Origin of the sequence: Methylophilus sp. DW102 (assembly GCF_037076555.1) — a bacterium.
Lineage (GTDB): Bacteria > Pseudomonadota > Gammaproteobacteria > Burkholderiales > Methylophilaceae > Methylophilus > Methylophilus glucosoxydans.
In genome coordinates, this window is record NZ_AP029023.1 from 1,350,639 (window position 1) to 1,375,722 (window position 25,084).

General features: G+C 47.9%; 21 protein-coding genes. 3 read left to right on the top strand and 18 right to left on the bottom strand.

The window, feature by feature from the left end; all coding sequences use genetic code 11:
• Position 1: 1 nt before the first annotated feature.
• From AACH41_RS06175 to AACH41_RS06220, 10 genes are all read right to left on the bottom strand, one after another.
• Positions 2-1,918 (bottom strand): nucleoside-diphosphate sugar epimerase/dehydratase, encoded by a 1,917-nt coding sequence (locus tag AACH41_RS06175; protein WP_338657463.1) that lies wholly within the window; start codon positions 1,916-1,918, stop codon positions 2-4.
• Positions 1,919-1,935: 17 nt separating this feature from the next.
• Positions 1,936-2,511 carry a sugar transferase gene (locus tag AACH41_RS06180; RefSeq protein WP_338657464.1) on the bottom strand — a complete coding sequence of 192 codons (576 nt, stop codon included), beginning with the start codon at positions 2,509-2,511 and terminating at the stop codon, positions 1,936-1,938.
• A complete protein-coding gene (locus AACH41_RS06185; protein ID WP_338657465.1) occupies positions 2,501-3,388 on the bottom strand; it encodes an NAD-dependent epimerase/dehydratase family protein in 888 nt (295 codons plus the stop codon). The genes AACH41_RS06180 and AACH41_RS06185 overlap by 11 nt, the downstream gene beginning before the upstream one ends.
• Positions 3,385-4,284, bottom strand: coding sequence for a glycosyltransferase (locus tag AACH41_RS06190; RefSeq protein ID WP_338657466.1), 900 nt, complete (start codon positions 4,282-4,284; stop codon positions 3,385-3,387). The genes AACH41_RS06185 and AACH41_RS06190 overlap by 4 nt, the downstream gene beginning before the upstream one ends.
• Before the next feature lie 11 nt (positions 4,285-4,295).
• Entirely contained in the window at positions 4,296-5,258 is a 963-nt protein-coding gene (locus AACH41_RS06195) for a glycosyltransferase family 2 protein (protein ID WP_275354955.1), read from the bottom strand.
• Positions 5,248-6,576, bottom strand: coding sequence for a hypothetical protein (locus AACH41_RS06200; protein WP_338657467.1), 1,329 nt, complete (start codon positions 6,574-6,576; stop codon positions 5,248-5,250). The genes AACH41_RS06195 and AACH41_RS06200 overlap by 11 nt, the downstream gene beginning before the upstream one ends.
• Positions 6,577-6,581: 5 nt before the next feature.
• Positions 6,582-8,444 (bottom strand): acyltransferase family protein, encoded by a 1,863-nt coding sequence (locus AACH41_RS06205; protein WP_338657468.1) that lies wholly within the window; start codon positions 8,442-8,444, stop codon positions 6,582-6,584.
• Entirely contained in the window at positions 8,444-9,199 is a 756-nt protein-coding gene (locus AACH41_RS06210; protein ID WP_338657469.1) for a glycosyltransferase family A protein, read from the bottom strand. The genes AACH41_RS06205 and AACH41_RS06210 overlap by 1 nt, the downstream gene beginning before the upstream one ends.
• Positions 9,196-10,134 (bottom strand): hypothetical protein, encoded by a 939-nt coding sequence (locus AACH41_RS06215; protein WP_338657470.1) that lies wholly within the window; start codon positions 10,132-10,134, stop codon positions 9,196-9,198. Before AACH41_RS06215 ends, AACH41_RS06210 begins: the two co-directional genes overlap by 4 nt.
• A gap of 83 nt (positions 10,135-10,217) precedes the next feature.
• Complete coding sequence (locus AACH41_RS06220) at positions 10,218-12,257, bottom strand: UvrD-helicase domain-containing protein (protein WP_338657471.1); 2,040 nt, start codon at positions 12,255-12,257, stop codon at positions 10,218-10,220.
• A 225-nt stretch (positions 12,258-12,482) separates the two neighbouring features.
• On the opposite strand from AACH41_RS06220, the gene AACH41_RS06225 reads away from it, so the two are divergent.
• Entirely contained in the window at positions 12,483-13,670 is a 1,188-nt protein-coding gene (locus AACH41_RS06225) for a GGDEF domain-containing protein (RefSeq protein WP_338657581.1), read from the top strand.
• Between the two features lie 31 nt (positions 13,671-13,701).
• On the opposite strand, the gene ylqF is transcribed toward AACH41_RS06225, so the two are convergent.
• A complete protein-coding gene (gene ylqF / locus AACH41_RS06230; protein ID WP_338657472.1) occupies positions 13,702-14,637 on the bottom strand; it encodes a ribosome biogenesis GTPase YlqF in 936 nt (311 codons plus the stop codon).
• A 162-nt stretch (positions 14,638-14,799) separates the two neighbouring features.
• The gene (locus AACH41_RS06235) at positions 14,800-15,882 is read right to left on the bottom strand and encodes a DUF481 domain-containing protein (protein ID WP_313988880.1); all 1,083 of its coding nucleotides are present in this window, start codon (positions 15,880-15,882) and stop codon (positions 14,800-14,802) included.
• Positions 15,883-16,158: 276 nt separating this feature from the next.
• Here AACH41_RS06235 and AACH41_RS06240 point away from each other — a divergent pair, with 276 nt between their 5' ends.
• Positions 16,159-16,989 (top strand): SAM-dependent methyltransferase, encoded by an 831-nt coding sequence (locus AACH41_RS06240; RefSeq protein WP_338657473.1) that lies wholly within the window; start codon positions 16,159-16,161, stop codon positions 16,987-16,989.
• Positions 16,990-17,108: 119 nt separating this feature from the next.
• Here the strand turns inward: AACH41_RS06240 and AACH41_RS06245 are convergent, their stop codons facing one another.
• Both AACH41_RS06245 and AACH41_RS06250 read right to left on the bottom strand, forming a co-directional pair.
• Positions 17,109-17,810, bottom strand: a complete 702-nt coding sequence (locus AACH41_RS06245) for an OmpW family outer membrane protein (RefSeq protein WP_338657474.1) — start codon at positions 17,808-17,810, stop codon at positions 17,109-17,111.
• Positions 17,811-17,990: 180 nt separating this feature from the next.
• Entirely contained in the window at positions 17,991-18,302 is a 312-nt protein-coding gene (locus AACH41_RS06250) for a hypothetical protein (RefSeq protein ID WP_194746890.1), read from the bottom strand.
• 242 nt (positions 18,303-18,544) lie between these two features.
• Here AACH41_RS06250 and AACH41_RS06255 point away from each other — a divergent pair, with 242 nt between their 5' ends.
• Positions 18,545-19,600 (top strand): M14 family metallopeptidase, encoded by a 1,056-nt coding sequence (locus AACH41_RS06255; RefSeq protein WP_338657475.1) that lies wholly within the window; start codon positions 18,545-18,547, stop codon positions 19,598-19,600.
• Here AACH41_RS06255 and AACH41_RS06260 read toward each other — a convergent pair.
• Genes AACH41_RS06260 through AACH41_RS06275 form a run of 4 tightly spaced genes read right to left on the bottom strand, consistent with a single transcriptional unit; the run spans position 19,597 to position 25,056 of the window.
• Positions 19,597-20,892, bottom strand: a complete 1,296-nt coding sequence (locus tag AACH41_RS06260) for a DUF3526 domain-containing protein (protein ID WP_338657476.1) — start codon at positions 20,890-20,892, stop codon at positions 19,597-19,599. The two genes, AACH41_RS06255 and AACH41_RS06260, sit on opposite strands and share 4 nt — an antisense overlap.
• Positions 20,889-22,295: a DUF3526 domain-containing protein gene (locus tag AACH41_RS06265; protein WP_338657477.1), complete on the bottom strand. Its 1,407-nt coding sequence runs from the start codon at positions 22,293-22,295 to the stop codon at positions 20,889-20,891. Before AACH41_RS06265 ends, AACH41_RS06260 begins: the two co-directional genes overlap by 4 nt.
• On the bottom strand, positions 22,292-23,002 hold the full coding sequence (locus AACH41_RS06270; protein WP_338657478.1) for an ABC transporter ATP-binding protein: 711 nt from the start codon (positions 23,000-23,002) through the stop codon (positions 22,292-22,294). The genes AACH41_RS06265 and AACH41_RS06270 overlap by 4 nt, the downstream gene beginning before the upstream one ends.
• Positions 22,999-25,056 (bottom strand): TonB-dependent receptor, encoded by a 2,058-nt coding sequence (locus AACH41_RS06275; protein ID WP_338657479.1) that lies wholly within the window; start codon positions 25,054-25,056, stop codon positions 22,999-23,001. The genes AACH41_RS06270 and AACH41_RS06275 overlap by 4 nt, the downstream gene beginning before the upstream one ends.
• Positions 25,057-25,084: the final 28 nt, after the last annotated feature.

Sequence of the window (25,084 nt, forward strand, 5' to 3'; positions counted from 1 at the left end):
ATCAGTGTATCTGTTGTGAAGGCGAGGGGAGGGTCTCTAAGGGTGCCAGAGCGGCACGTAAAGAGACAGAGGGGGCGGGCCGGGTATCTGGCTGATACTCCTCGACCCAGCGCTGCAAGTCTTGCTTGATTTGAGACTCTGGCAAATGCGGTATGGTCGCCAACCACTCGAGCAACTGCGTCAGCCAAAGGCTATCTGCACTGCGCGCTTGGGCAATCCGTAGTTTTTCATGGCTCGTCGGCAAGGTGTTTTCATCATCTGCCAGCAACTCTTCATAAAGCTTTTCACCCGGACGCAGGCCGGTAAACTCAATGCGTATCTCTTGCTCTTGCAGACCGGATAGTTTAATCATGTCGCGTGCCAGATCAATGATTTTGACCGGTGTGCCCATATCCATTACAAAGACTTCACCGCCGTTGCCCATGGTCGCTGCCTGTAATACCAGTTGCGCGGCTTCCGGGATGGACATAAAGTAACGTGTGATCTCCGGGTGGGTAATCGTGATCGGACCGCCGTGCGCAATTTGCTCGCGAAATTTTGGAATCACGCTGCCACTGCTTCCCAGCACGTTGCCAAAACGCACCGTGATAAAACGGGTGTGATTTTGCTTGTTTTGCAAGCCCTGACAAATGAGTTCGGCCAGACGCTTGCTGGCACCCATGACATTGGTCGGATTCACTGCTTTATCAGTGGAGACCAGCACAAAGGTGGGCACATTAGCTGCCTGGCACGCCGCTGCAATCTGGTAGGTGCCGTAGGCATTGTTCTGCAAGGCCTCTACCACGTTAAAATGCTCCATCATAGGCACATGCTTATAGGCCCCGGCATGTAACACAACCTCCGGCTGATGATTTTGCAAGATGCGTTGCATCCTGGCCTGATTCTTCACATCCGCCACCAGATAGACCAGCTCTGTATTGGTGACGGACTGATTAAATTCTTGCTGCAAGGTATACAACGCATATTCCGAGATATCCAGACAGATTAATTGTGCCGGGTGAAAACTCAGTATTTGTCTGCACAGTTCAGAGCCAATGGAGCCCGCAGCCCCCGAGACCAGCACTACCTTGTTAGCCAACATCGTACTCAAGCCATGGGTATCCAGCTGCACCACATCACGCCCCAGCAAGTCCTCGACATCAATCTTGCGAATTTGCGAGAGACTGACCCGGCCACTGATCAGGTCAGACATGGCTGGCAGGGTCAAAACTTCCATCTCGGGAGATTTTCTGGCGGCTTCCACCGCCAATCTGCGTTTCTGGTGCCGGCTACTTGGCATCGCGATCATGCAATGCTGGCAGCCATAACGTGCGGCAATTGCTGGAATATCTTCCAGACCACCTTCTACCTTGGTGTGCATAATTTCGCGGCCCACCAGCTTGTTCGCAGGATCTATCATCGCCACCACACGCCATTCCGGATTCTTACTGAGCTCTTTGATCAGGTTAAAAGAGGCATCTTCAACCCCGATCACAATCACGGGCTTACCTTGCAGTGCAACCGCATTAAATAAGCGCCGCTCTTTCCAGGCACGGTATAAAAAACGGCTCCCGCCCATCGCCAAAATGAGCAACATAGGATTCAGCATTAGCACCGAACGCGGGATGATGATCGTTGGGTGGACCAGCAGGGCATACGCTGCGCTAAGCAAGGCAGCAAATCCGACTGCGCGCATAATCCGTTTTAAATCGGGCAGACTGGCAAACCGCCAAAGTCCTTTATAAAGGCCAAAGGTATAAAAACAAATGGCATGAATGGCAAAAATCACTGGCAATGTTTGCCAGATATACTGCACAAAAGTGGAGGGTATCTGAAAGTTAAAGCGTAAAGAGAAAGCAAAGATCCATGCCGCGACCAGGGCGACCGCATCATGAGCAAACGCAAAAAAAGACAAAACGCGTGTTGGTAGCCTGAGCATAGCAATCAAACAAACAATCAATGCGTGATGTTATCACGCCTTAATACCTTGATCACTGTTAGCACAATAATCTTGATATCAATACAGAGGGATTGATGTTGCAAGTAATACGCATCTAACGCCACTTTTTGTGGGATTGGAATTTCGTCCCGGCCATTCACTTGCGCCCAGCCTGTGATGCCTGGTTTCAGTGTATGGACGTTTTTTTCAGTGCGCAATGCAATCAAATCGTCCTGATTGAACAGTGCAGGCCGTGGACCGACAATGGACATGTCGCCTTTCAGCACACTCCATAATTGCGGTAACTCATCCAGGCTGGTTTTGCGGATAAAGCTTCCTACTGGCGTTAAAAATGCGTTTGGATCCGTTTGCTGATTCATTAAATGGGTGGCCATTTGTGGCGTTCCCACACGCATGGACCTGAACTTTGGCATGCTAAAAAGCTGGTTATGCTGACCAACGCGCTTGCTCCAGTACAACGCCGGGCCTGTGGAGCTGAGTTTCACCAATAGATAAGTCGCTAATAACAAGGGACTCAAGCATGTTGTTGCGATCAGCGCCAGTACAATATCTAAAACTCTCTTAATCCACATAGTCTGCCACAGTACGTTTAATGCCTTCGTCAAAGCTGATGACCGGCTGCCAGCCCAACATTTGCTTTGCCTTGGCGGTATTCACTTGCAAATTGCCCAATAAGCGATCACTCAAGCTGTGTCTGCCAACCAAGCTAAACATCCACTTCATTAGCAAAGGAGGAAATGGTAACAATAAGGGTCTGAGCCCTAGCGATTTTTTAATTGTTCGGATTAATGTCATTGTGGAAACATCGTGATCGTCTGAGATCAAGAATATTTGATTGGCAGCGTGCGGGTGATGGCAGCATAACGTAATAAAATCATTCAAATTTTCCAAACTAATCAGGCTGCGTTTGTTATAAATAGTCGCAAATGGTAAGGGGACGGTTTTTTTACAAAGGGTAATCAGGGATTTAAAGTTGGCTTTGACGCCTGGTCCATAAATGAGCGGTGGGCGTATGATCACCCATTCGATGCCATTCCCTGCACAAAAGCCCTTCAATGCAATCTCAGCCTCAAGTTTTGATTTGCCATACGCATCAAGCGGCGCTGGTTTATCCTCAGGTGTAAAGGGCGTTTCGGTGCTTTCGCCATTGACTTTGACTGAGCTTAAAAAAATAAACCTTTTAATGCCCAGATCTTTGGCCAGTTGTGCCATTTTCAATGTGTAGTTGATATTTATATCCGCGTAGGCTTGATAGACGTTCGTTGCCGTTTCTTGCATGACATGTGCCCGTCCAGCTAAGCTCACCAGACAGTCGTAAGGGATGTCTGACCGTAGGCTGGTAAAGGGCGAATGGCGATCAATTTTTGTAACAGAATGTCCGGCCTTCTGTAAAAACGCACATAAAGCTTGACCGACAAATCCAGAGGCGCCAGAGACCAGAATATTCATTTTTTTGCCAGAAAAAGCACATATAACGCGAACGCTACCTGGTCGCGAAGTCTACGTCTGAACTGATGAGCATGCAGAGCAAGCTTGAAGCGATCAAATAGATTCAAGCGTACAAAACTATTGATTGGCCAGTGATTTTCATATCCTACTGCGGCGGCAATCAGCAATATTTGTTGGCGATACCAGCCTTGTCCCAGTTTTATTAATCTGGCGATCATCGGCTTCAGTCCGCGGTTTGCACCGATGACATTATTTGCATGCTGTCTATACATCATGCTGGGGTAAGAATCTATGTACCATTGATAACCTTTAGAACGGGCAAATGCATAAATAAACCAGTCATGTAAGAAAATTTCCTGTGTCTGCAAAACATTGTTTCTTAAGTAGGATTGCAATTCGACTGCAAGTGTTTTGGAGAGCACAAAAGTACATCCAGGGCCAGCAGACTCAAACATGAAGTCATGATTCGTTTGTGCTTGTGCTTTATCAATCAGTATCTGTTTTCCATCCTGCCAGAAAGCTGTCACATTGCTGGAGTAAGCGTGTGTATGGTGTTGGGAAATCATGACGATTGCATTTTTTAACTTGGTTGCGTGCCAAACGTCATCCTGATCGGAGAGGGCAATATAGTCAAATGGTTGCAGCTCAACTTCTCTCAACAAATGAAAAAAATTTTTTGCTGCACTGCCTAACACACCTTGATTAGGTAGCTTATACAGCGTCGGATAGCTATCTTTAAGTGTATCAACCAATGAACTGGTATTGTCTGAGGATAAATCAACGCTAATTGCAAGCGTAACTTCAACTTCTTCCTGAGAGTAAATGCTTTTAACTTGTTCCTTTAGCCAGTTTTCTCCATTATAAGCAGCAAGTAGGACTAAAACGTTGGGGTGCATAAGCGTAATGTTTAGTTGGGCTCAATATTGGATTTTGGAATGGCGATACAACTGGATGACTCTGTTATTAGTTTACCATCTATCCCGGTTAATCCATGAAACAGCCCTAACAATAACATGCGTATACGTAACAATCTATTTGGGGCAAAAATGATGAAAAACAAACAGAAGTAAAGTAGCCTGAGCAGTAAAAAAAGTTTTATCGGGTAAAGACCTGAAATGTTCTTGATGCAAAAAACAGTATTCCTGAACATATAGTAATCACGGTAAGGTGCATGGTGAGAAACTTGCCTGTTCTTCATAAATGGAATGGTTTGAGCATGGTCACCGATCGCATGAATCAGTCTCGCATCATTAACTCCATACAGTTTGTAGCCTGCACACAGGGCGCGCATGCACCATTCCGTATCAACATGATCAATAAAATAACCACTTCTATTCCCGCCGATTGCCTGAATAGCCTCTAGCGAGACCAATGAGCCAGACGATATCAAAAAACAAGCCTCTGTTACATGGCTGGCTTCATTTGTGTCTTTTTTTACTTCTCTGACAGGATAACCATGTTTAAGCACTAAAAATGGTGATTCGATCTTGGTCCTTGCATCAATGGTAACCGGCGCGGTAATCGCTACTTTATTCCCTGCAGCAAGCTCACAAAAACACTTTAAAAGTGCATTCACCATGTGTGGTGTTGGAACACTGTCTTGGTCTAGAAACAATATATAGTCAAATTTTTGTTTTATTGCATACTCAATTGCAATATTTTGTGCGTAGGCAATGCCCATATTATCCGCAAGATGAATAATTTTTACATTCATCTCTTTGGAGGGATTTAGATTAAAGGAGTGCAGTGGACTATTGTCGATGATGACCATTTCATCGACCTGTTCTTTAGTCTCGGAAACCAATTTAGAGAGTGAATCGTTACAGGGATTGTATGTTACTACCGCTGCAAGGACTTTTTTATTGTTCATTTTTTCCTAAAATCTTGGTATGGAACTGATGTAGAACGTAAATAGCGCCAAGCATGCCAATCAACACAGTATTGATCAAATAGATCCCAAAAATATAACTGACCTCTTTGAGTACGTAAATAACGCAAATCGAGGTAAATAAAAAAATAATTCTTAGCAGGTTTAATTTGAAAAGAGGATCTAGCTTAAATGACAGCAGATAAGTATTGATGGATGTGTAAACATGTATTCCGATTGCTGTAATCGAAAATAGTAAAATATATTTTGCGCTTAAGAATCTGGATAAGTATGGTGAGTTTGTTTGGTTGAGCGCAAAAAATAATGTCCACAGTATTAATAGCAATAAGATTAATACAAGCAATGACGTCCCAAATAAGCTTTTAAACTGAGCGTAAACTTTTAAACGCTCTCCTTTTGATATCGAAGCGCCAAACAGGGCAAGTTTGGAATTGATCCAGGTAATGGCAAATCCATTTATTGCATTAAACGCTTGTAGGGTGACGCCTAGTTTACCTGCCAGTTCAACTTGCCCGAGAGCAAACATTAACGGAACATAGACTTGTGCACCCATGTAGATAGAGAGAAAAGACACGCTCAGTCTTTTTTGTAAGGGGAAGACAGATTTTAGGTATGAAAAAAAATCTTTGATTGAGATGTGTTGGTTAAGCGCTTGCCGAATAAATAAGCCGTATTGACTGAGCAGCCATGCGCTTAATGTTATGACATTTGCAATTGCCTGTATGACCAATGCATAAACGCCGAGGTGAGAGGATAAACAAAGCCATAAGGTCGGAATGGAGACGAGAGTCGAGAGCATTCTTGCGATTGCAACATCATTAATTTTTCCTGTGCCCTCAATGATATTAATGGCTGTATTGATGAAAAAACTTAAACAATAAACCAGTACCAGTAAAAGCCAGGGCAGATAAAGCGTAGCGGATTTTTCGAGGAGGATGCCACCTAGCACACCTAATGACAGCGCCATGAATATGGCAAGAAAAAACGCATGTACTAGAATATTCTTAACCAGAGTCAGAAACTGATTTAACGATGATTCAGGCCCGACCAACCTCTGCTTCTGAAGATAAGTGTCGCGCACATGGTGACTTATTAACTGGATGATTAATGTACTGAGACCAAACTCAAAAAAAACACTAAAACCAATCAAATTTAAAAAGGTGTAGTAGTGTCCCTGAAGTTTATCGTTTAAGTAATGGAGTACAAAGTAGATTGTGACAAAGCCACCAAGGCTATTAATGACTCTGCCTGCAAGAATCAGCAATACTGTTTTATCAACGAGATGTGTTTTGTTAAACATAGGATCTAATGATAAAGTCCACTTAGTACGCTTGGATCCAGATGTTCTAGTAAGAACTGCCCGCCAGCTTCGGAAAGGTGTGAGCTATCCAGATACAATATTTTAGAGCCATTTAAAACCGGGCATCTGTCTTCATGACACATGGCAGGCATAGGGTCGATGACTTTTAGGCCATATTTTTGAACGATAGGCGCTATTTTTTCCCGGTAGCGCTGCTCATTCTGAGTCACAAGCGTTTTCGGTAAATCACACCCCTTTAACTCGAAAGGCAATCTTTCAAAACATCTTCTAGGTTCTGCACCTAAGGGCACTGAGTAAACAATATATATTTGATCGATGGTTTTTGAATATGCAGCAATAGTGTTTTCAAAAGACTGCCAAAAAAAATCCGACCTAAACGTCTGGCCGTTGACCGTGATGCCATCACTGTATAACGGCCATTGTGCAGCAATAATCAGCGTTTTAAACGTATGCCGCTGCGTGATGTACTCAAAAGTTTTTGCCGAAAAATGACGGCAGTCATGAGTACCATACCCAATCAGCGCAGGGCACATACCCATGCCCAATTGAAGGTAGTTAGATTTTTCAGAAGATTCAAATGCGTTAAGTACCGTCGTGAAGGCATTTGATTGGCTATCGCCAATGACAGCCAACTTGGTTCCGCCCTCTACATAGTGATCATCATTGCAGCGGTCTTCTTTATGAGGCTTCCCAATATACTTCTCGCATGACCTTCTGTAAGTCATGACTAACGTATTGTTTTGATTGAGTTCTGCGTTATTAAGATGAACGGTTCTTGATGTGAAGCCTTTGTTGATGATGACGAGCACAGAAACGGCTGCGGTTGCGAGCAGGAGCGTGATCAATAGCTTAAGTTTTTGGTCTTTCCTTAGCCATTTTTCAAAGTAGAAAGTCGTCACAAAGGCTAGCGCCATGGATACTATTAAGAGTTTGATTCTGAACAGAGGGGTGAGTCCTCCCCAAATCAATTTGGAGTATTCTAGTAATGGCCAATGCCATAGATACAGCGCATAGCTCATTTCGCCGACAAGGGTTAGTGGATAGAGCGAAAGGGATGTGGTCACAATGTTGGGTCTTGTTCGCACTAGCAGCAGTGCGGCGGCCAACACTGGTAATATCGTGATGAGCCCTGGGTGTGTTGACTCACTGGACATAAGAGATAATGCCAGGGCGAGTAAAGCCACTCCCAGATAACTCAGGACCGGAGTAGATTCTTTATCTTTTTGTAGCAATGCAGCGATCGCGCCTGCCAAAAACTCCCATAGTCGAAACGGCGTAAAGAAGAAAACGGCAGAAGGTGCGCGATTGACCAAGGTAATATCAAGCAAAATAGATACTGTTGTGCACCCGAGCAGCAACAACAGCATGTTGTTTCGCTTGCGACATAAACTGCAAAGTAGTGCAATAAAAATATAAAACTGAAACTCTACTGCCAATGACCATAGGTGTAGTAGTGGGCGAATATTAATCGCATTATCGAAATATCCACTTTTGGAAAACTCAAAGTAGTTGGATTGTGCCAATAAAGACGCTAAGACTGAGGTGGATAAATCAACATACTCTCCTGCCAATAATACACACCCACCTATCGCCAGGGTACAGATGAGGATTAGCAGAAATGATGGAAATAGTCTTAGAAATCTGCCTTTCAGGAATGCTTTTAAAGGGAGTTCGTAATTATTTTTTGAAATAATTTGAAAAATCAGATATCCGGAAATGACAAAAAAGATATCCACCCCAATAAAGCCAGCCTTGAGATAGCTGGGGAAATAGTGGTAAATCAGAACAAAAGCAATGGATAATGCTCTCAGACCACTGATTTCTGGACGGTAATACAGCTTATTCATCAATTTCTATACAGAACGTGTTTTTTGATGAGGTTTCTTAGCTTGATGTAGGCGCGGGCGAAGACGCTACTTTCCCATTCTTGAGGGATGTGGTCTCCCCATCCAGTGTGTTTTACATAGCCTTCAGGATGCGTCGTGATAGCAGCTCTAAATCCAAGCCTGTCATAGTAAATCGACAGGTCAATCTCTGATGCAATGCGCTGATTTTTCTTGCCAATAATGATTGGCTTTTCTGCATAGGGGGCAAGCAGCTGGTAGTCCGTCAAGCGTTTTAAGCCGGGATTAAATGTAAATCCACTCCATGCGCCGCGATATTTTCGTTGCATTAACTTGTTATCAAAACCTTCGACTGATTCGGATTGTGAGATTGGATGGGTATTGGTATCGTTGTGCGCTCTCAACCAAACGGTAATGATCTGTTTATGGTGCTCAAGGATGGCCAGCGACTCCTCTATAAAGCCTTCCTTGTAAAACTCCCAATCATCTTCGCAATGGAACACATAGGGAGTGGTGATACTGGAGTAAAGCTTATCAATTGAGCGAATCTGTCCGATATTTTCTGTATTCAAAATAAACTCGTAACTGTTGGGAATGCAGGCACTAATACGTTCAGTGTCAAACCCACCGCAGCTATCATCAATAATAATGGTTTTAAAGATAGGGTAAGTGTTGAATTTGTAGAAGCTTTTAAGCGTCTTTTCCAGTAAGTCCATTCGGCCACAAGATGTGATGGCTAGGGTGATCGGATGTGTCACGCGTGCTGCTCCCATGGGTAGTCAAAACCGAATTGTTCTCGAAGCGCTGTTCTTAATTTCAAGTGATCATACATGGATTTCCCTATCCCCTGATCAACCCATACGGAGTGGCCGGTTTTTCCATCTTCCCAGTGCGAGTAAAATTTAGACTTATCTTTTCCTGCAAGCGGATCTGTAAAGCTCATGCCGTCTTCAATCAACTTTGAAAACCAATAAGCGGAAGTATCTCCTCTATCATCAAAGTTACCAAAAAATATTTTATGTTTTTGCGTTATTTTTTTAGCTATACCGACTTTTAGTAAAGCGGACCATTCATTTATCCGGCATGCCCATTTGTGGTCATTTTTATCCAGTTTGGTATTTGGCCATTGTTGAGAAGGGCGATATCCGGCACAAATTTTTTCAGGATTACAGCCAACCGCTTGATAGGCACAGCGCCAGCATTGACCTAGGTCTCCGACAATTCCAGGGTTGGGGAGATTTTTAATAGCGTTGAGATAGAGTGCAATAATGTCCCCATTAAAGCTGATGTCATCATGCATGATAAACAGATATTCTTTGTCCGTATTTTCGATGGCCCATTGGTAACGTAAATCCTCCCTGTCTACAAAAATAGATTTATTTTTATAGAAGTTCCATAGCATTCTGAAAAACATATAGCGATATGTCAGATACGTCGGCTTGTAGCCTTTGACGAATGAAAGCCACCACCCCATTCTGTGATTGTTTCTTCGAACGTTTATTTTCCAGGGATGCAATGCTTTTAAAAGCGCATCGGATTTGTAAGCTTTGAGTATTTCTGGCGGAGATTGATCATCATTGATCCAGACCGTATCTACCAAGTCTTTTGATTGTTGGTGAAGGGTGAGCAGCGAGTAAATTAGAGATTCCGGTTTTTTAAAAGACTGAATGGCAACATCGACTTTGTTTAACATGGTGAAATCCCGCCTATTGCATAGTTCCGGTCATTTTAGCTGTAATAAGACTGCTTAACGGTTTGGTGTTAGCGAGCTAGTAGCTAGGATTGGATTGATGTGGTTTTACTCGCCAGCATCGCCTTAATATTCGCCATTTTACTCTTGCCATAATCCTTACTTAACACCTGATCTGGCCCATTAAACGGGTTGCCAAAGTGCTTCACATCATCTTTAGGCAATTCGCTAATAAAACGGCTGGGCTCGCAGGCTTGCATTTCCCCCGCGCGTTTGCGTTTTTTGCACCAGGTAATGTTAAGTGATTTTTGGGCGCGGGTGATGCCTACATACATGAGTCGGCGTTCTTCTTCAATCTGGTCGGCGTCGATGGAGTTGGTGTGTGGCAGGATGCCTTCTTCACAGCCGATCAGAAACACATGGCCGTATTCCAGTCCTTTTGAGGCGTGTAAGGTAGAGAGTTTGACGGCATCCGGCTCGCCATCTTCGCGGCCTTCTAGCATGGTGATGAGCGAAACCAGTTGTGTCAGTTCGATGAGGTTTTTACCGTCGGATTCATGGCCGAACTCGGTCGAGGCTTCGCCTTTTTTGCTGAGCCAGGCGACGAATTCTTGTACATTGCTCCAGCGCGTCTCGGCAGATCTGGCTTCTTCACCGTCGTACAGATAGCTTTCATACTGGATGGCGGTGAGCAAGTCGCTGAGCACTTCGTTAGCCGGGTCTTTGACAGCACGGCCTTGCAGCGTTTGGATAAAGCGGCAGAAGGTCAGCAGGTCATCGAGCTGTTTTGCGCCGACCTCATGCTGAAAGCCACCTTCAAAGGCGGCGGCAAACAATGACATCTTGTGTGCGCTGGCGTATTCGCCCAGCCTTTCCAACGTGGTGTTGCCTATGCCTTTTTTCGGCGTGGTGGCGGCGCGGATAAACGCCGGATCATCATCTTCGTTCATTATCAGGCGCAGGTAGCTGATGATGTCTTTGATCTCAGGCTTGTCAAAAAATGATTGGCCCCCCGAAATTGTGTAGGGGATTTTGTGGTTACGCAGAAATTGCTCAATAATTCGCGCCTGGTGGTTGCTGCGGTAGAGAATGGCGTAGTCTTTGTAAGTCGTACGATGCTCAAATTTGTGCGCTTGCAGCTTCATCACCACGGTTTCTGCTTCGTGTTCTTCACTTTGCGTCGCCGTGACGTGGATCAGGTCGCCCGTGCCGAGTTCGCTCCACAGTTTTTTCTCAAACAGTTTGGGATTGTTGGCAATGACGTGGTTGGCCGCGCGCAAAATCCGCACGGTAGAGCGGTAGTTTTGTTCGAGCTTGATCACCTTGAGTTTGGAAAAGTCTGTGGTCAACTGACGCAAGTTTTCCACGTCGGCACCACGCCAGCCATAAATCGCCTGGTCATCGTCGCCTACGGCGGTGAATTGTGCTCTCAGGCCGGTTAGCTGTTTAATCAGCTTGTACTGGCAAGCATTGGTATCCTGATATTCATCCACGAGCAGGTAGTGCAACTTGCGTTGCCATTTTTCTAGCATTTCACTGTGCTGATCAAACAGCTCCACCGGGACCTTGATCAGGTCATCAAAGTCTACCGCCTGATACGCGCGCAGGGTTTGCTGATAAAGCTGGTACACCCGGGCTGCGGCATGGGTGAGCTCTTCATCGGCTTGTGATTTGGCCTGATCCGGGCTGATAAAGTCATTCTTCCAACTGGAGATTTGCCATTGTGTTTTGCGCAACAGTTGCTTGTCGGTGGTGGCTAAAATATCACTGAGGATTTTAAAGCTGTCCGAGGCGTCCAGAATGGAGAATTGTGGTTTATAGCCGAGCAGCGCTGCTTCCTGGCGCAAAATCTGCAAGCCTAGGGAGTGAAAGGTGGTGACGGTGAGTCCTTTGCCACTTTTGCCTTCCAGCAAAGGCGTCACGCGCTCCTGCATCTCACGTGCGGCCTTGTTGGTAAAGGTGATCGCCGCGATTTGATGACCCTGGTAACCCGCCTGGTTGATCAGGTAGGCAATTTTCTGGGTAATGACGCGGGTTTTACCACTGCCAGCGCCTGCCAGTACCAGCAACGGGCCGTCAAGATAGTGAATCGCTTCACGCTGGGGAGGATTTAACAGATGCTGCATGAGCGGATTGATAAAACGTGTTTCAGTACAAAGTGGAGAATAATGGGAAAGCAGACAATTATTAGCCTAGATGGACTATTCAACCCTTTCATTTATATGGGTATAGTCCTGTAACCATAGTATGATGTTTCTTCAGGTTAACTAATTTTGTCCGTCCCTGTGTTTGATCTCAATAGCGCCATTCTATCATCAATTGGACTCACCCTAACGCTGGTTCTGGTCTTGATGATTTCTGGTGCCTATCAGCAGCGCCGCCTGATCATGGGTTGGGTGCGGGGCTTGCTCATTTTTGGCTGTGGACTAGCCGTCTATTTCTTTTCGCAAACCAGTCTTATCATCGGGCCACAAAGTATCTATATTGCGGCGGCGGTGACTCTGGTGGCACAAGGCTTGAGTCAGCTCGTTAATGGGATACGTATGTTCAGGGGGTATCGCGTTTACCGCTATTGGACCTTGCTCGTGATTACCACCTTGCTGGCCTGCAATGCCGTGATGTTGAACATGCATGTTTCCAATCGCTGGCTGCTACTGAGTAATTTAGCCGTTTTGCTCTGGATATTTGCTTACGGCAGTCGCAGTTTGGTAGGACATGGAAAAGATTTTGTCGCCAATGTCTTTTGGCTGTGTTGTAGTCTGTTTGCCATGGTTGGCTTGATCCTGGCCATTGTCGCAGTCAAGGTTGGCCTGGCGGATCAGGCGAGTCTCGATGGCTTTGGCGACTGGAGTATCCATGCTTATCTGGTGTCCTTTTTCATGCTGGTCATCACGGCGGTGGTGAGCTTGCTGTTGTTGGTCATGCATGTCAAGGCGCAAGCCGGGTTGCAGGCGATTGCGACCCTGGATGGCCTGACTGGCGTGCTGAATCGGCGTGGCCTGCAAGAAGCTGCCAGTCGCATGCAGGCGGTTTCGCAACGGATTCAATTACCCATGGGCATGCTGATTGTCGACCTGGATTACTTTAAAAAGGTCAATGACGTGTATGGCCACCTGGTGGGCGATGTGGTACTCAAGTCTTGCGCCGGGACCATACGTGCCGCCTTGCGTGGCGGCGATGTTATCGGGCGTTATGGCGGTGAGGAATTCTGTATCCTGATGCCCAACACTGGTGAGCAAGAGGCGATGGTGCTGGCTGAGCGCATCCGCCGCATTATTGAGGTGACGCCCGTGAGCATTGCTGGCGTTGAGAGCATGAGTCGCGAGACCCAGGCGATTAAATGTACGGTCAGTGTCGGCGCTGTAAGCTCAGAAACCGTGGGCTATGTGATTGATGCCTTGTTTGCAGCGGCAGACCAGAATCTCTACCGTGCCAAGCAAAAGGGCCGCAACCGTATTGTGAGCAATATAGAGCAATTGCTGGATAAGTCCCCAGTGAAAGGTAAGTCTGCGAAACGGCATGCTAGCGTGATTGCCTAACTTCAGAGAGCTCCTGCCGTTGAAGCAGACTTCACGCTTGGTCTGATTCAGAAGCGGGGATTTCTTCCTGAGCGGTGCTGTTTTGTTGCTCAGCCGCTTGTGCCAGCATTTCGGCTCGGCTTTGCGGGGACTCCAAGCTGACGCGGCCAATGGCGCCACTTCGATAGTCTGTGAGCAAGGCCATGGCGGTACGCTCCATATCCCACTCTCCATCATTGCGTTTGTAGCTTCTGCGTTTGGCAATGGCTTGCAATAAGTCGATGCCATCTATTTCAGCCACATTCAGCTTCATCACGTCCAACTTGTAGCGAGTATTCATGAGCGCTGGATATTGCTTCAACAACACATTGCCCAAAAACTCAGCCACATCCTCATCAATCACTGCATTGCGGCCAATCGCATGGCTGGCGGCCAGCATATACCCATCTGAGGCGTGTTCGATTTTGGGCCACATCATGCCCGGCGTATCCGTGATGTTGAGGCTGTCGCTCAGTTCGAAACGTTGCTGGCTTTTGGTCACGGCCGGTTCATCGCCGACCTTGGCTGCACGCCGGTTGAGCAGGGCATTCATCAAGGTGGATTTGCCGACGTTGGGAATCCCCATGATCATCATGCGTAAGGGTTTCAGCGGCGTGCCACGATGCGGGGCCAGTTGGCGGCATAGACCAGGGATTTTTTTTGCATCACCGGGCTTTTTGCAAGAGAGGGCTACCGCTTTTGTATTGGGCTGGCTGTTAAAGTAATTCAACCAGGCTTGCGTCACATTCGGGTCAGCCAGATCGGCTTTGTTGAGGATTTTGAGGTTAGGGCGCTGGCGGAAATTACGCATTTCCTCAATCATGGGGTTGTGGCTGGCGGCGGGTACGCGGGCGTCCAGTACTTCAATGACGACATCAATGTGTTCCAGTGTCTCTTCTGCTTTTTTGCGGGCAGAAGTCATGTGCCCCGGAAACCATTGTATCGCCATATTTTTGCTCCATGCTTAACTCAAAAAATACGGGCTCAATGTCTTTGCCGTACCCGGTTGTGTGAGGGAGCTCTATGCCGTTATCAGCTGCGCACCTCACCATCAAGCGCGTATTTTAACATTTAAGCGGCCAGCCACTAAATACGATTGTCTTTTTAGCGATTACTTCCAGCTGTAACCCAGCGTAAACAGCGCGCGCGTATCGCCTTTACGCCGTTCATCGACAGGGCGGCTGTCATAGTTATAGTCGACTTGTGTAGAGGCACTCAAGCCGAAAATAAACGGAAAACGCAAGCCGGTGGAGCTGTAAAGCAGGATTTGTGACGGCGAGTTCGGCGTGTAAGTGACTTCATGCCGGTGGAATGCTTGCACAAATGAATCAAACAGGTATTGGTTATAGTTGACCGCCCAACGCAAGGCCGCATGATTCTCGTTACTTTCCTCGTAATAATCCTGGGTGATGTATGACAGACCGCCTTCCAGTGAAAGATTGCGTTTTTCGCTTTCAAAAAACTGGTAACCCGTACCCACACTGTAGGTGCTGCGCAAGCGAATGTCGCGGAAACGGTCTTTTTCCTGAATCGTGTTCAAGTAGCCATACCATTTTTTGGTGAAAAAGTGATCGTACTGACCACGGACTCGCCCATTGTTCTGAGTCTGGCGATCTTTATCTGCAGCCCAATAGTAGTAGCCCTGTACGGTATAGCGCGTATCAAAGCCGCGCAAAATCGACTCGCCATTAAACTGCATGTTGCGGTTTTTACTGTTACCGTTGTTAAAGGCACCACCCAGGCTCATGTTCCCGGTCCAGACATAGCCTTCGCCAATCAGATCCAGGGTCGGATTGATGTAATGAATTTCGCCGAGTTCAGTATCCACCAGCCGTGTATTCGTTTCCTCATCCAGAATGACCTGACCCTCAGTACTGTGTATCAAACGTCCGGTAACGATACTGCCATCTGATAGCTGCATCAGGATAGACTTTTCGGCATCAATGCTGTGGATGTCATCCCAGTTGATTTTAATCTCGTCTGCATAGCTGGTTTTAAAGGTGAGCTTGTTTGAGATTTTGACGCCTAGCGTCCCGGTGATTTTGTCCCCGTTTTTGAGCCATACCGTATCTGCCTGCGCCAGATGCGTCGTTAGCAGGAGCAGTAACAAGGCCCATTGCAACCATCGCCACGGTTGTGATGGCGCGGTGTAGGATAGATATCGACGTGCCTGAAGCATGGATTGTTGTGGCATAGGTACTACTCCCTGATTCGATTGAACAACAGCGCTGTGTGGCAGCGGATTGAATGCAGCGGTTGTGCTGCAAAGGCGGGTGTTTTTTATAAAACTGACCACCCTGTCTATTACATGATTGCAAAACCAGCCTGAGAGTTCCCGCTAAAATCGGACTCAAAGACTTTAGCAGACGCACTTAGGCACATGCCGTTCATCTCATGCAATTAAACTCACGTGCCGTCAAACAATTGTGCTGTTAAACTGGCGTATTAGCATTTTAAAGTAGTCCGCAACATGGTCCAAACATTATTGCCCCCCGAGGTCAGGCCTGGCCAATCCTTGCCCTTATTGCAGGCCTTACATATCCTCACCCGCGACGGTAAGCTCAATCAGGATAGCCGCCGCAAACTTAAGCAGGTCTATCATCTGGTCAATTTTATCGAACCGCTGATGCAGACGGTGATGGAAAAACAACCTTCGCCCGTCTTGGTTGATCACGGCGCCGGTAAATCTTACCTGGGCTTTATTTTGTATGACTTGTTGCTGAAACAACATCAGGCAGGCCAAGTGATTGGCATTGAGAGCCGCGGTGAATTGATTGAAAAGTCGCGTCAACTGGCGCAAGCATGTGACTTTAGCCGCATGCAGTTTGAGCATTTGACGGTGGCAGAAGCCATGCAGTCCGAGCAACTGCCAGAACAGGTTGATATTGTGACGGCCTTGCATGCCTGCAACACTGCCACCGATGATGCGATTGCGTTTGGCTTGCAAAAGCAGGCACAGTTTATGGTGTTGGTGCCTTGTTGTCAGGCGGAGGTGGCTGAAGCGCTACGGCAACATAAAGCTGAGGCCTTATCAAAAACCTTTTTAAGTGAGTTGTGGCGTCATCCTATCCATACGCGTGAGTTTGGCAGCCAGGTGACCAATGTGCTGCGCTGCCTTGCGCTGGAAGCGCATGGCTATCAGGTGACCGTGACCGAGCTGGTAGGCTGGGAGCATTCTATGAAAAATGAACTGATCATTGCCAAGTATACCGGCCAGCGTAAACGCAGCGCGCGTGAGCGCGGCTTGCAATTGCTGGAGCAGTTGCATTTGTCTGGCCTTGCGCCAAGGTTTCACTTTTAGCATTTGATTTTTAGGCTACGCTCAGTCAGGCGCAGATAAAAAAACCTCTGACACTGGGAGAGTATCAGAGGTGAATGGAGCTAATGCTTTGCCCCAGGGAAGAGACGTTATGCGCCTAACTAGAAGCGCTTGCCGAAACCCAGGCTGATCACCCATGGATCGATATCCAGGTCATCAATTTTTGTCCAGGCGTTGCCATTGAGCGGGTTTTGCATTTTTACGGTGGTATTCATCCAGATGTATTTCACATCGGCGTTCAGCATCCAGCCATCTTTGAGGTTCACATCCAGGCCCGCTTGTAACGCTGGGCCAAAGCTGTCGCGATCAATTTTAATTTTTTGACCGGCTAATGGGCCTTGGCGCAGGTCCAGACGGCGGTCCAGCATAAAGGTTGCGTTAATGCCGGCACCCACATAAGGGTCAAAGGTTTGATCTGGGTTAAAGTGCCATTGGGCGGTCAAGGTCGGGGGCAATGCATCAATGCTGCCCAATAATTGATTTGGCACGGTAGAGCCTGGCTCTTTGGTAATGCTCACATCATGCTTGGAACCCAAGGCCAGGATCAGTTCTGTCGCAATGTTTTTGGTCCAGTAGTAGCTGATGTCCAGCTCAGGAATGGTATTGCTGTCAGCCTTTAATTCTGCACCGCTAGACATCGCGCCTGCCGCAATATTTTTGTTTACATACTTGCCCAGATCGCTACTTTCGTTCGGGCTGATATTGGTGGCGCGCAGGCGGACGACCCAGTCGCCTTGTTCTGCCTGAGCATTGAGGGCTGGCAATAAAGCAGCCAACATTAAACTGATTGCGGTTTTTTTCATTGTGATCACTCCATTAGTGCATTGAACTTGAATGCATTGTAGGTCGGCAAGTCCGGCCGTATATTGATGCAGGTCAACTGGATTGAATTTGCCTAAAACGCCGTGCAAACAGCAAAGCGCACGCATGGAGTGATAAAAAAACCAGTCCTCAGACTGGTTTTGGGTGGCTGGATTGTTGGATCAGTAGTCGTTGCGTTGTTTCCAGGCTTCATCCAGTGCTTTGGACTTTTGTTCAAAGATGGCTTTTTTGGCATCGAGGTCTTTTTCAATCTGGGCTTTTTCCGCCTGATATTGTTTAAGCGTTTCTTGTGCTTGCGTCAGCACGGCTTGCTGGCGTTGAATTTTTTGCTCGATATCGCTGAGTTTGCTCATGGCGTCGCCTACGGCATCGCGGGCACTGGCGGCTTCAGATTGTTCGACGCTGATATTGCGCGCAAAAACTGGTTCGCTGAAGGTCAAGATCAAAAGAGCGGTGAGGGTCAGTATACGCATGCGGGACTCCATTAAAAAAGCGGTATAACAACAAGCCATGAATTAAAAAGCAGATCATAGGCGTTTAAATCATGTGCATCAATCTTTTAGTAAGGCATGTACGCGATTAGTTTCTTTAGTTCATCCGTTTAGCCATTCAATGGCTCGCTCAATCGTCGCCGTTGGCGAGCGCACTGCTGGTTTAACGCTTTACATATACATCATATTCCGCAACAATGTTGCATATCATTGAGGAGGAAAAAATGCGTTTCTGCTGGCTTTGCATGCTGTTGTTGTCTTGGGGAAGTTTGCATGCAAGGGAGGCCTTTGATTTGGCGGGCAAGCAGATTGCGTCAGGCACTGTCTCTTCATGGATGATGGCCGTGTCGTCAACGGCGATTCCGGTGACGGTGATTCATGGGCAAACTTCAGGACCGGTATTGACCCTGACAGCAGGTATCCATGGCGATGAATTTCCTTCGATACTGGCCTTGCAGCAGTTGCGCAAGCAGATACAGCCTGAACACTTGAAAGGGACCTTGATTCTAATTCATCTGGCGAATCTTGAAGGTTTTCATGCACGTCGCATTGCACTGAGTCCGGTCGATGAGAAAAACCTGAACCGGGTGTTTCCTGGTAGCGCACAAGGCACCCTGACTGAGCAGATCGCCGATTTTTTAACGGCGCAAGTCATCAGCAAAACGGATTACCTGATTGACATCCATTCTGGCAGTGCCAACCAGCATTTATGGCCACATGCGTATTCCCCGGTGTTGCACGTGCCAGCGCTGGATGCCAGAACACAGCATTTTGCTGATCTTTTAGGATTGCCAGACATTGTGCTCTATGACGGCAGGCCCAATGATCCTGATCATTCCATCTCATATCCGAATACGGCACAGACCAGGGTTAAGCCTGCATTGACGCTGGAAGTCGGCCAGTTTGCTCAGCGCGATGCCGCTTTTGTGGCCATGATCACGCAAGCTTGTGCACAGGCCATGAGTGGCTTGGGCATGATAGATGCGCCTGAAACGATAGATGTCAGCACGCAACACACGACAAAGGTAGCCTCGCCAATTCATTATTACAGCAAAATGGTTGAGCTACGCAGCCAGCAAACCGGCTTGTTTACGGCCAAATCCAGCATAGGCGATTGGGTGACAGCAGGGCAGGTCGTAGGTGAAGTGACGGATTATTTTGGCGAGAAGATTGAAACTTTGCGTGCGCCTGTGGCCGGGCGCATCCTGATTCAAAATGCCACGCCACCGATACGCGCGGGCGAAGTCACATTATCTATTGGTGTGGTGAATGCCCCTTAGCCGTTGCCATCAGGATGCGGACCTTGCGTGCACGGCTCGTTTGCGTCAAAGACTGGCATGGATTCAATCTCTTTGCGATGTAGTGCTCGCTCCTCAAACAAAAAAGGGTAGATGGCTTCACGCAGGCGGGTGTGAAACTTCTCTATCTGCTGTCTGTGTACTAGCAAATGGCTAATATCGCTGCATGCGACCGCTTCCAGTTGTGCTTGCGCCCAGACCGTGGGTAACCACCGCCCCATCTTTGTTGCGGCATCCGCCCTCATTTGTAAGGTTCGTGTTCGGGCAGCCACTTGTGCTTGCAAGTGGACATCGCCCATATGCTGAAAGGCAAAGTACCATTTCCAGTGAAAGCGGCCTGTGACGGGCGGCGTGTCTTTCCATTGCGGATACAAGGCATAGAAGGGTTTCAGCGTATCCTCTTTTGGCAAATCCCAGGCGCCATGTACCAATTGCCGATGCTGCATGGCAAGCTGGCTACCGTCTTGCAAGGGATAACGGGCGTGCAGCCATAGCTGGCAAAGATTCGGTAAGACCACGCATAACATGACCCAAATGCTGCTCAGCAACATGGCATTGAAGTTGGCGTTGAGCGCTCGTTTGCGCAGGCTGACTGCACTACACAATACAGACCATAAAAACGTGTATAAGGCTGTAATTGTCAAAATCTGTAACAGGGGTGACAAGGAAAGCGAGTGCATCCCGGCAAACAGTAATAACGGGAGTACGAAGACAAGCGTGACAAGCACCCAGCGGGATAACACCCGTTTAAACCAGAAATGACCAGGTTCTTTTACCAGGCTATGCAAAAACAGTAAACGTTGCGCCTGTTGCTCGTTGGCTTTCAGGTCATGCATCAGGGCGATACAGAGCAAAGGTGCAAAAAATACCAGCAAAAAAGCATAGTCAAAGGTACCCAGCATCACATATTCAGGGTGATGCGACTCACCATCGTAAAGCTGGCTTTGCAAGCCGAGTAAACGTATCCGTTGCACGTACGGCACCACCAGCCGGTTGCCCAGGGCAATAAAGCTCCATTCGCCAGGGCGGTAATAGACGTTGTGGAACAGGTAATAGCCCACTTCTCCTGCCTCAAGTGTCCCGTCATGACTGTTGTGCTGGATAAAGTCCTGCTTGCGCATGGTCTCTTCCTGTTGCGCATGCTGGATCTGGGACTGGATATGACGGATATTTTGCCAGCCATTTAACAAGCTAAAACTAACCAGTACCAGGCTGAGCAAAAGCAATAGGGTCAGGCTGCGTTGCTTGAGCAGCAGAGTGAATTCATGTTTCATAGTCGGTGCGAAACCCTAACAAGCAAGGAGCCAGGCAATAACAGCCAGCCAATCAACACCAGAAAGGCCGCTGTCAGACTGGCGTGGCTGACTGCCATCGGTGGCAGATTCACCGGTGGACGGGGCGCGTTCTTCCAAAAATCGGCAGAAACACGCGTGTTCTTATCGTCATGCTGATCCACTTTGTAAGTGTGGATCTGGTTCAGATATTGGATTAATTGATACCGCCGGGCTTCCGACTGTCGGATAAACGCCTGGTGGTGCGGCAGGTCATTGCCGCTAGCCGCCATCTGTATATATTGCAGCGCCAATGCCGGTGTCAGCCATAACCAGTGCCGGATACTTTCATTCTGTTTTGCCAGCTGTGCGTCATGCAATGCCTGTTGTTCGCGGTAGACGGCCGTGGTCAGACGCTCGCCTTCCTGCATCAGCAGGCCCTGGTAGTTTACTGGCAGGTCTTCGATCCGGCTTACCTGGTATTTGTTGAGTATGCTCTGTTTAAAGGCCTGAAAATGCGGATCGTCAGGGTTATGGCTGTCACCTATGCTTTGCAGCTTGCTTTCTGCATGGTATTCAGCCTCTGCGCGAGGCTGTGTTGGATAGGCGATCTGGGCCAGATTCGCCAGCCCGCGCGGAAAAATGATGCAGACACAGACCCAGCACAGCAATAACGTCAGCAAGGCACTATGCAGTTGCCGGCTGTACCAGGACACGGTGACGACCAGCAGGCACCAGCCGGCAATGTAAAGCGCTTGCGCCAGCAACATGAGAGCCAGCCTGGCCAATAACTGATCACTGTGCCAGCTCCATGCCAGCGTCAACAGTGCTTGCAGGCACAAAAGAAGCAGCAACGGTAAAAACAGTGCCAGCCATTTTCCGGAGGCAATCGCCCAGCCTGGGGTGCCATTGCCGCGCATGAAAGCCAGGATGCCGGTGATTTTATCGGCAGTGACGGTGGCATAGGCAATCATGATCAAAAACAGTGGCATCCACCATTGCACGATCATGGCTGGTGTAATTAATGAAAAGCGGCCCAGCGTAGTGGCTTCAGTCGCCGGGTTGAAGTTGGCGCTGTTCAGGCGATGTGCTTCCAGATACACCAGATGGCCAGACTGGTCGAGGATGCCGGGCTCGATCACACTGAGCGGATGGACCGGCTTGGCGACGAAATCGCCAAAATGCGAGACCCGGTGCGGATGACGGTCGGGTTGCGATTGCCAGTCATGCTGGCTGCGCGCTGTCACCTTAGCTACCGTCTGTGCATGATCTTGCCAATGGTGATGGGCGGCAAGGGCGGCAATGCCCCATAATGTCACCAGCACTATCATTAACAATGCCGGAACCCGCGCATGCCATAACCTGCGCCATTCATTGCAGGCGATTTTCCAGATCAATGCGTTCATGCCTGCCCCTGATACAGTTTTTTCAGGCTATCCAGTGTCAGTGCTGACTGGTCCAGCATTACCGCTTGCAACTGCCCATTGGTCAGCATCAGCAAGCGGTCAGAAAAACCAATGGCGGACAACACATCATGCGTGACCACCAGCACGCCCATGCCACTTTCTTTGCATTGCACAATCAGCTGGTTTAAGTCTTCGGTAGCCTGTGGATCCAGCCCTGAATTAGGCTCATCGAGCAACAGCAGTGTGGCCTGTTTGGCAAGTGCAAACGCCAGCATCACCTTTTGCTTCATGCCTTTGGAGTATTCGCTGCAAGGCCGGTGCCAGGCTGTTTCCGGCAAGCCGGCCATGGTCAGGCAGCTGTTAATATCCTTTTCTTCACCTATATTGGCCAGGCTTAAAAAGTAACGGATATTTGCTATCGCAGAGAGATGTCCATACACGGCAGGTTGCTCCGGCACATAGGCAAGGTGCGATAGCGCCCGCTGGCGGTCCTGCGCGATATCAATACCGGCAATCAGGATATTGCCTGTTTGTTCGGCCGTGTCATGTAAGCCTAAAATACTTTTCAGCAGCGTTGATTTACCGGCACCATTGCTGCCCAGCACAGAGACGACTTCACCTGCCTGTAAGTTGAGCTCAAGCTGATTTAGAATTTTCCGCTTGGAAAACCCCAGGCTTAGCTGTTGAATCGATAGCAATGCAGTCATAAAAAATCCACCGTTGCTGTGAGCATAAAGTTACGGCCAGTACCTGGGGCGAAGTTAAGCTGGTTGGTCGCACCTGTGGATGAAAAGTCATACACATACTCATAGTAGCGATCAAAAATATTATTGGCTAACAAGCTGACGCGTCCCCAGCTGGTTTTATAGTCAATATTGGCATTGGTCAGCGTATAGCCGCCGTATTTTCCGCCCTGATTACTCTCATTGACGTAGTAGTCGCCTTGGCTATCCACGTGAACACGTGCAATCCAGTTTGCATTTGGCGCATATTGCAGACCCAGCGAGGCGGTGTAAGAGGGGATGCTGCGGACCGAGTTATCCTTGAATTGCGGATGTAATGCATCCGGTTTCACGATAATGGCCTCTACCCGTGACACATTGCCCCAAAAGTGCCATTGCTCGTCTAACGCATAGTCAAAACTGGCATCTATCCCTTGCCTGCGGGTGGAACCGATGAGTTGGTTAATGTTGTCAATATTAATAAATTCGTTTTCAGCTTTTTGTTGCCAATAAGAAAGACGCGTATTCAAATCAGGATGCCACTGGCTCTTGATTCCTAATTCCCAGCCATCGTTGATCGCAACCTTTACGTTGGTCGGGCCATTGGTACTATAGAGATTAAGGTTAACGCCAGTGGGTGTTTGAAAACTGCGCCCGGCATTTACAAATAAAGTTTGCTGCGCATTCAGGTTGGCAAACAAGTTGAATTTGGGTTGTACGATGGTCTGGTTATCCAGCATGCGTGTCCTGAGCGTATTCCCATTAATCACAAACTGGTTTCTAGGGTCGCTGTTCAAATAATCCACCCGATAGGCCAGGTTCCAGCGTAACCAGTCCAGCGGCGTGTTTTCAAATTTGGCGTAAATGCCTTGTGCGGTGAGGTCGTATTGGGCGTTGCGCCGGATAGTGGTCAAGCGTTGACGGAATTCATCGACATGCTGGCGTTCAATATCGTAGCCGGTTTCAAAAGCCCAGCTGGGATTGATTTTCCAGTTTAACTTGCTCACAAAGCCAATCGAGGTTTCGTCTTCCAAGCGATGTTCCAGGCCTGGCGATCCAAAAAAACGTACATTGCGTTCACGACCAAAGTTCTGCCAATAAGCTTTCAGGCTTAAATCAAGGTCGTTATTAAAAAAGTAATCGTAATGCAGGCTTAAATGCTTGAATTCTTTTTCACCGCTATCGTTGAGTGCATTGGGCGCCACGCCTCTGCGGTCATCACGCGCTTGTTCTTTAGACATAAAACCCGGTGCTTCAGGCGAGTTGTATTTGCCATACTTGGCGCTCAATGCCAGGCTGGACTGCTCGAAATCCAGCTGCCAACGGCCAGATAAGGCAATTTTTTCATTTTCGGTATGGGCGCGGAAGCCATTGCCTTTGCGATAACCAATTGCATAGTTTTGGGTGAAATCACCTTGTTTTTCACCATAGTAGCCTTGCATTTCGCGCGTTTGAAAGCTGCCATAGCCAAATTGCAATTGCTTGCCGATATCTTTACGGGTTTCTACCTTGTAGTTGCCTGCGGTGGCAAACAGGCCGGTCGAAGCGTCGCTGGTGCCTTTAAATACCTGGGCGCTCTGAATGTTGGTGGGGAACAGGTAATCCAGCTCACTGAGACCTGAGAACAAATTGGACGGAATGCCATCCACCAGCACTTTGGCATTCGGTGTTTCGCCATTGCCACTAAAACCGCGGATAGACACTTCGGTATTGACAATGCCCTGACTAAAGCGAGACAGCACCACGCCTGGTGTTTTGCTAAACAATTCCAGGGTATCGGTGACGTGTTCATATTCAAGTTCTTGACGCGTAATGACATCTACCGAGCCTGCCAGGCCTTTATCAGTGGCTGAGACTTGCTCTTTTTTGCCAAGCACCACGACGCTATCCAGCTCTACACTGCTGACCGGTGCTTCATTTTTCTTGGCTTTACTGCTTTGTTTGGAGGGGGCCAGTTCTACCGAGTCTTCAGCATAAACCGTTACCGCCGGGAACAACATGACTGCCAGCAGGCTGGCAATCGTTTTTGGGTACATCATGATTTATCTTCCCTATAAGTCTGCGTAT

Excerpts from the sequence above, each read along its gene's own strand:
- AACH41_RS06175 (WP_338657463.1), bottom strand. The coding sequence starts at position 1,918 with ATGCTCAGGCTACCAACACGCGTTTTGTCTTTTTTTGCGTTTGCTCAT.
- AACH41_RS06180 (WP_338657464.1), bottom strand. The coding sequence starts at position 2,511 with ATGTGGATTAAGAGAGTTTTAGATATTGTACTGGCGCTGATCGCAACA.
- AACH41_RS06185 (WP_338657465.1), bottom strand. The coding sequence starts at position 3,388 with ATGAATATTCTGGTCTCTGGCGCCTCTGGATTTGTCGGTCAAGCTTTA.
- AACH41_RS06190 (WP_338657466.1), bottom strand. The coding sequence starts at position 4,284 with ATGCACCCCAACGTTTTAGTCCTACTTGCTGCTTATAATGGAGAAAAC.
- AACH41_RS06195 (WP_275354955.1), bottom strand. The coding sequence starts at position 5,258 with ATGAACAATAAAAAAGTCCTTGCAGCGGTAGTAACATACAATCCCTGT.
- AACH41_RS06200 (WP_338657467.1), bottom strand. The coding sequence starts at position 6,576 with ATGTTTAACAAAACACATCTCGTTGATAAAACAGTATTGCTGATTCTT.
- AACH41_RS06205 (WP_338657468.1), bottom strand. The coding sequence starts at position 8,444 with ATGAATAAGCTGTATTACCGTCCAGAAATCAGTGGTCTGAGAGCATTA.
- AACH41_RS06215 (WP_338657470.1), bottom strand. The coding sequence starts at position 10,134 with ATGTTAAACAAAGTCGATGTTGCCATTCAGTCTTTTAAAAAACCGGAA.
- AACH41_RS06220 (WP_338657471.1), bottom strand. The coding sequence starts at position 12,257 with ATGCAGCATCTGTTAAATCCTCCCCAGCGTGAAGCGATTCACTATCTT.
- AACH41_RS06225 (WP_338657581.1), top strand. The coding sequence starts at position 12,483 with ATGATTTCTGGTGCCTATCAGCAGCGCCGCCTGATCATGGGTTGGGTG.
- ylqF (WP_338657472.1), bottom strand. The coding sequence starts at position 14,637 with ATGGCGATACAATGGTTTCCGGGGCACATGACTTCTGCCCGCAAAAAA.
- AACH41_RS06235 (WP_313988880.1), bottom strand. The coding sequence starts at position 15,882 with ATGCCACAACAATCCATGCTTCAGGCACGTCGATATCTATCCTACACC.
- AACH41_RS06240 (WP_338657473.1), top strand. The coding sequence starts at position 16,159 with ATGGTCCAAACATTATTGCCCCCCGAGGTCAGGCCTGGCCAATCCTTG.
- AACH41_RS06245 (WP_338657474.1), bottom strand. The coding sequence starts at position 17,810 with ATGAAAAAAACCGCAATCAGTTTAATGTTGGCTGCTTTATTGCCAGCC.
- AACH41_RS06250 (WP_194746890.1), bottom strand. The coding sequence starts at position 18,302 with ATGCGTATACTGACCCTCACCGCTCTTTTGATCTTGACCTTCAGCGAA.
- AACH41_RS06255 (WP_338657475.1), top strand. The coding sequence starts at position 18,545 with ATGCGTTTCTGCTGGCTTTGCATGCTGTTGTTGTCTTGGGGAAGTTTG.
- AACH41_RS06260 (WP_338657476.1), bottom strand. The coding sequence starts at position 20,892 with ATGAAACATGAATTCACTCTGCTGCTCAAGCAACGCAGCCTGACCCTA.
- AACH41_RS06265 (WP_338657477.1), bottom strand. The coding sequence starts at position 22,295 with ATGAACGCATTGATCTGGAAAATCGCCTGCAATGAATGGCGCAGGTTA.
- AACH41_RS06270 (WP_338657478.1), bottom strand. The coding sequence starts at position 23,002 with ATGACTGCATTGCTATCGATTCAACAGCTAAGCCTGGGGTTTTCCAAG.
- AACH41_RS06275 (WP_338657479.1), bottom strand. The coding sequence starts at position 25,056 with ATGATGTACCCAAAAACGATTGCCAGCCTGCTGGCAGTCATGTTGTTC.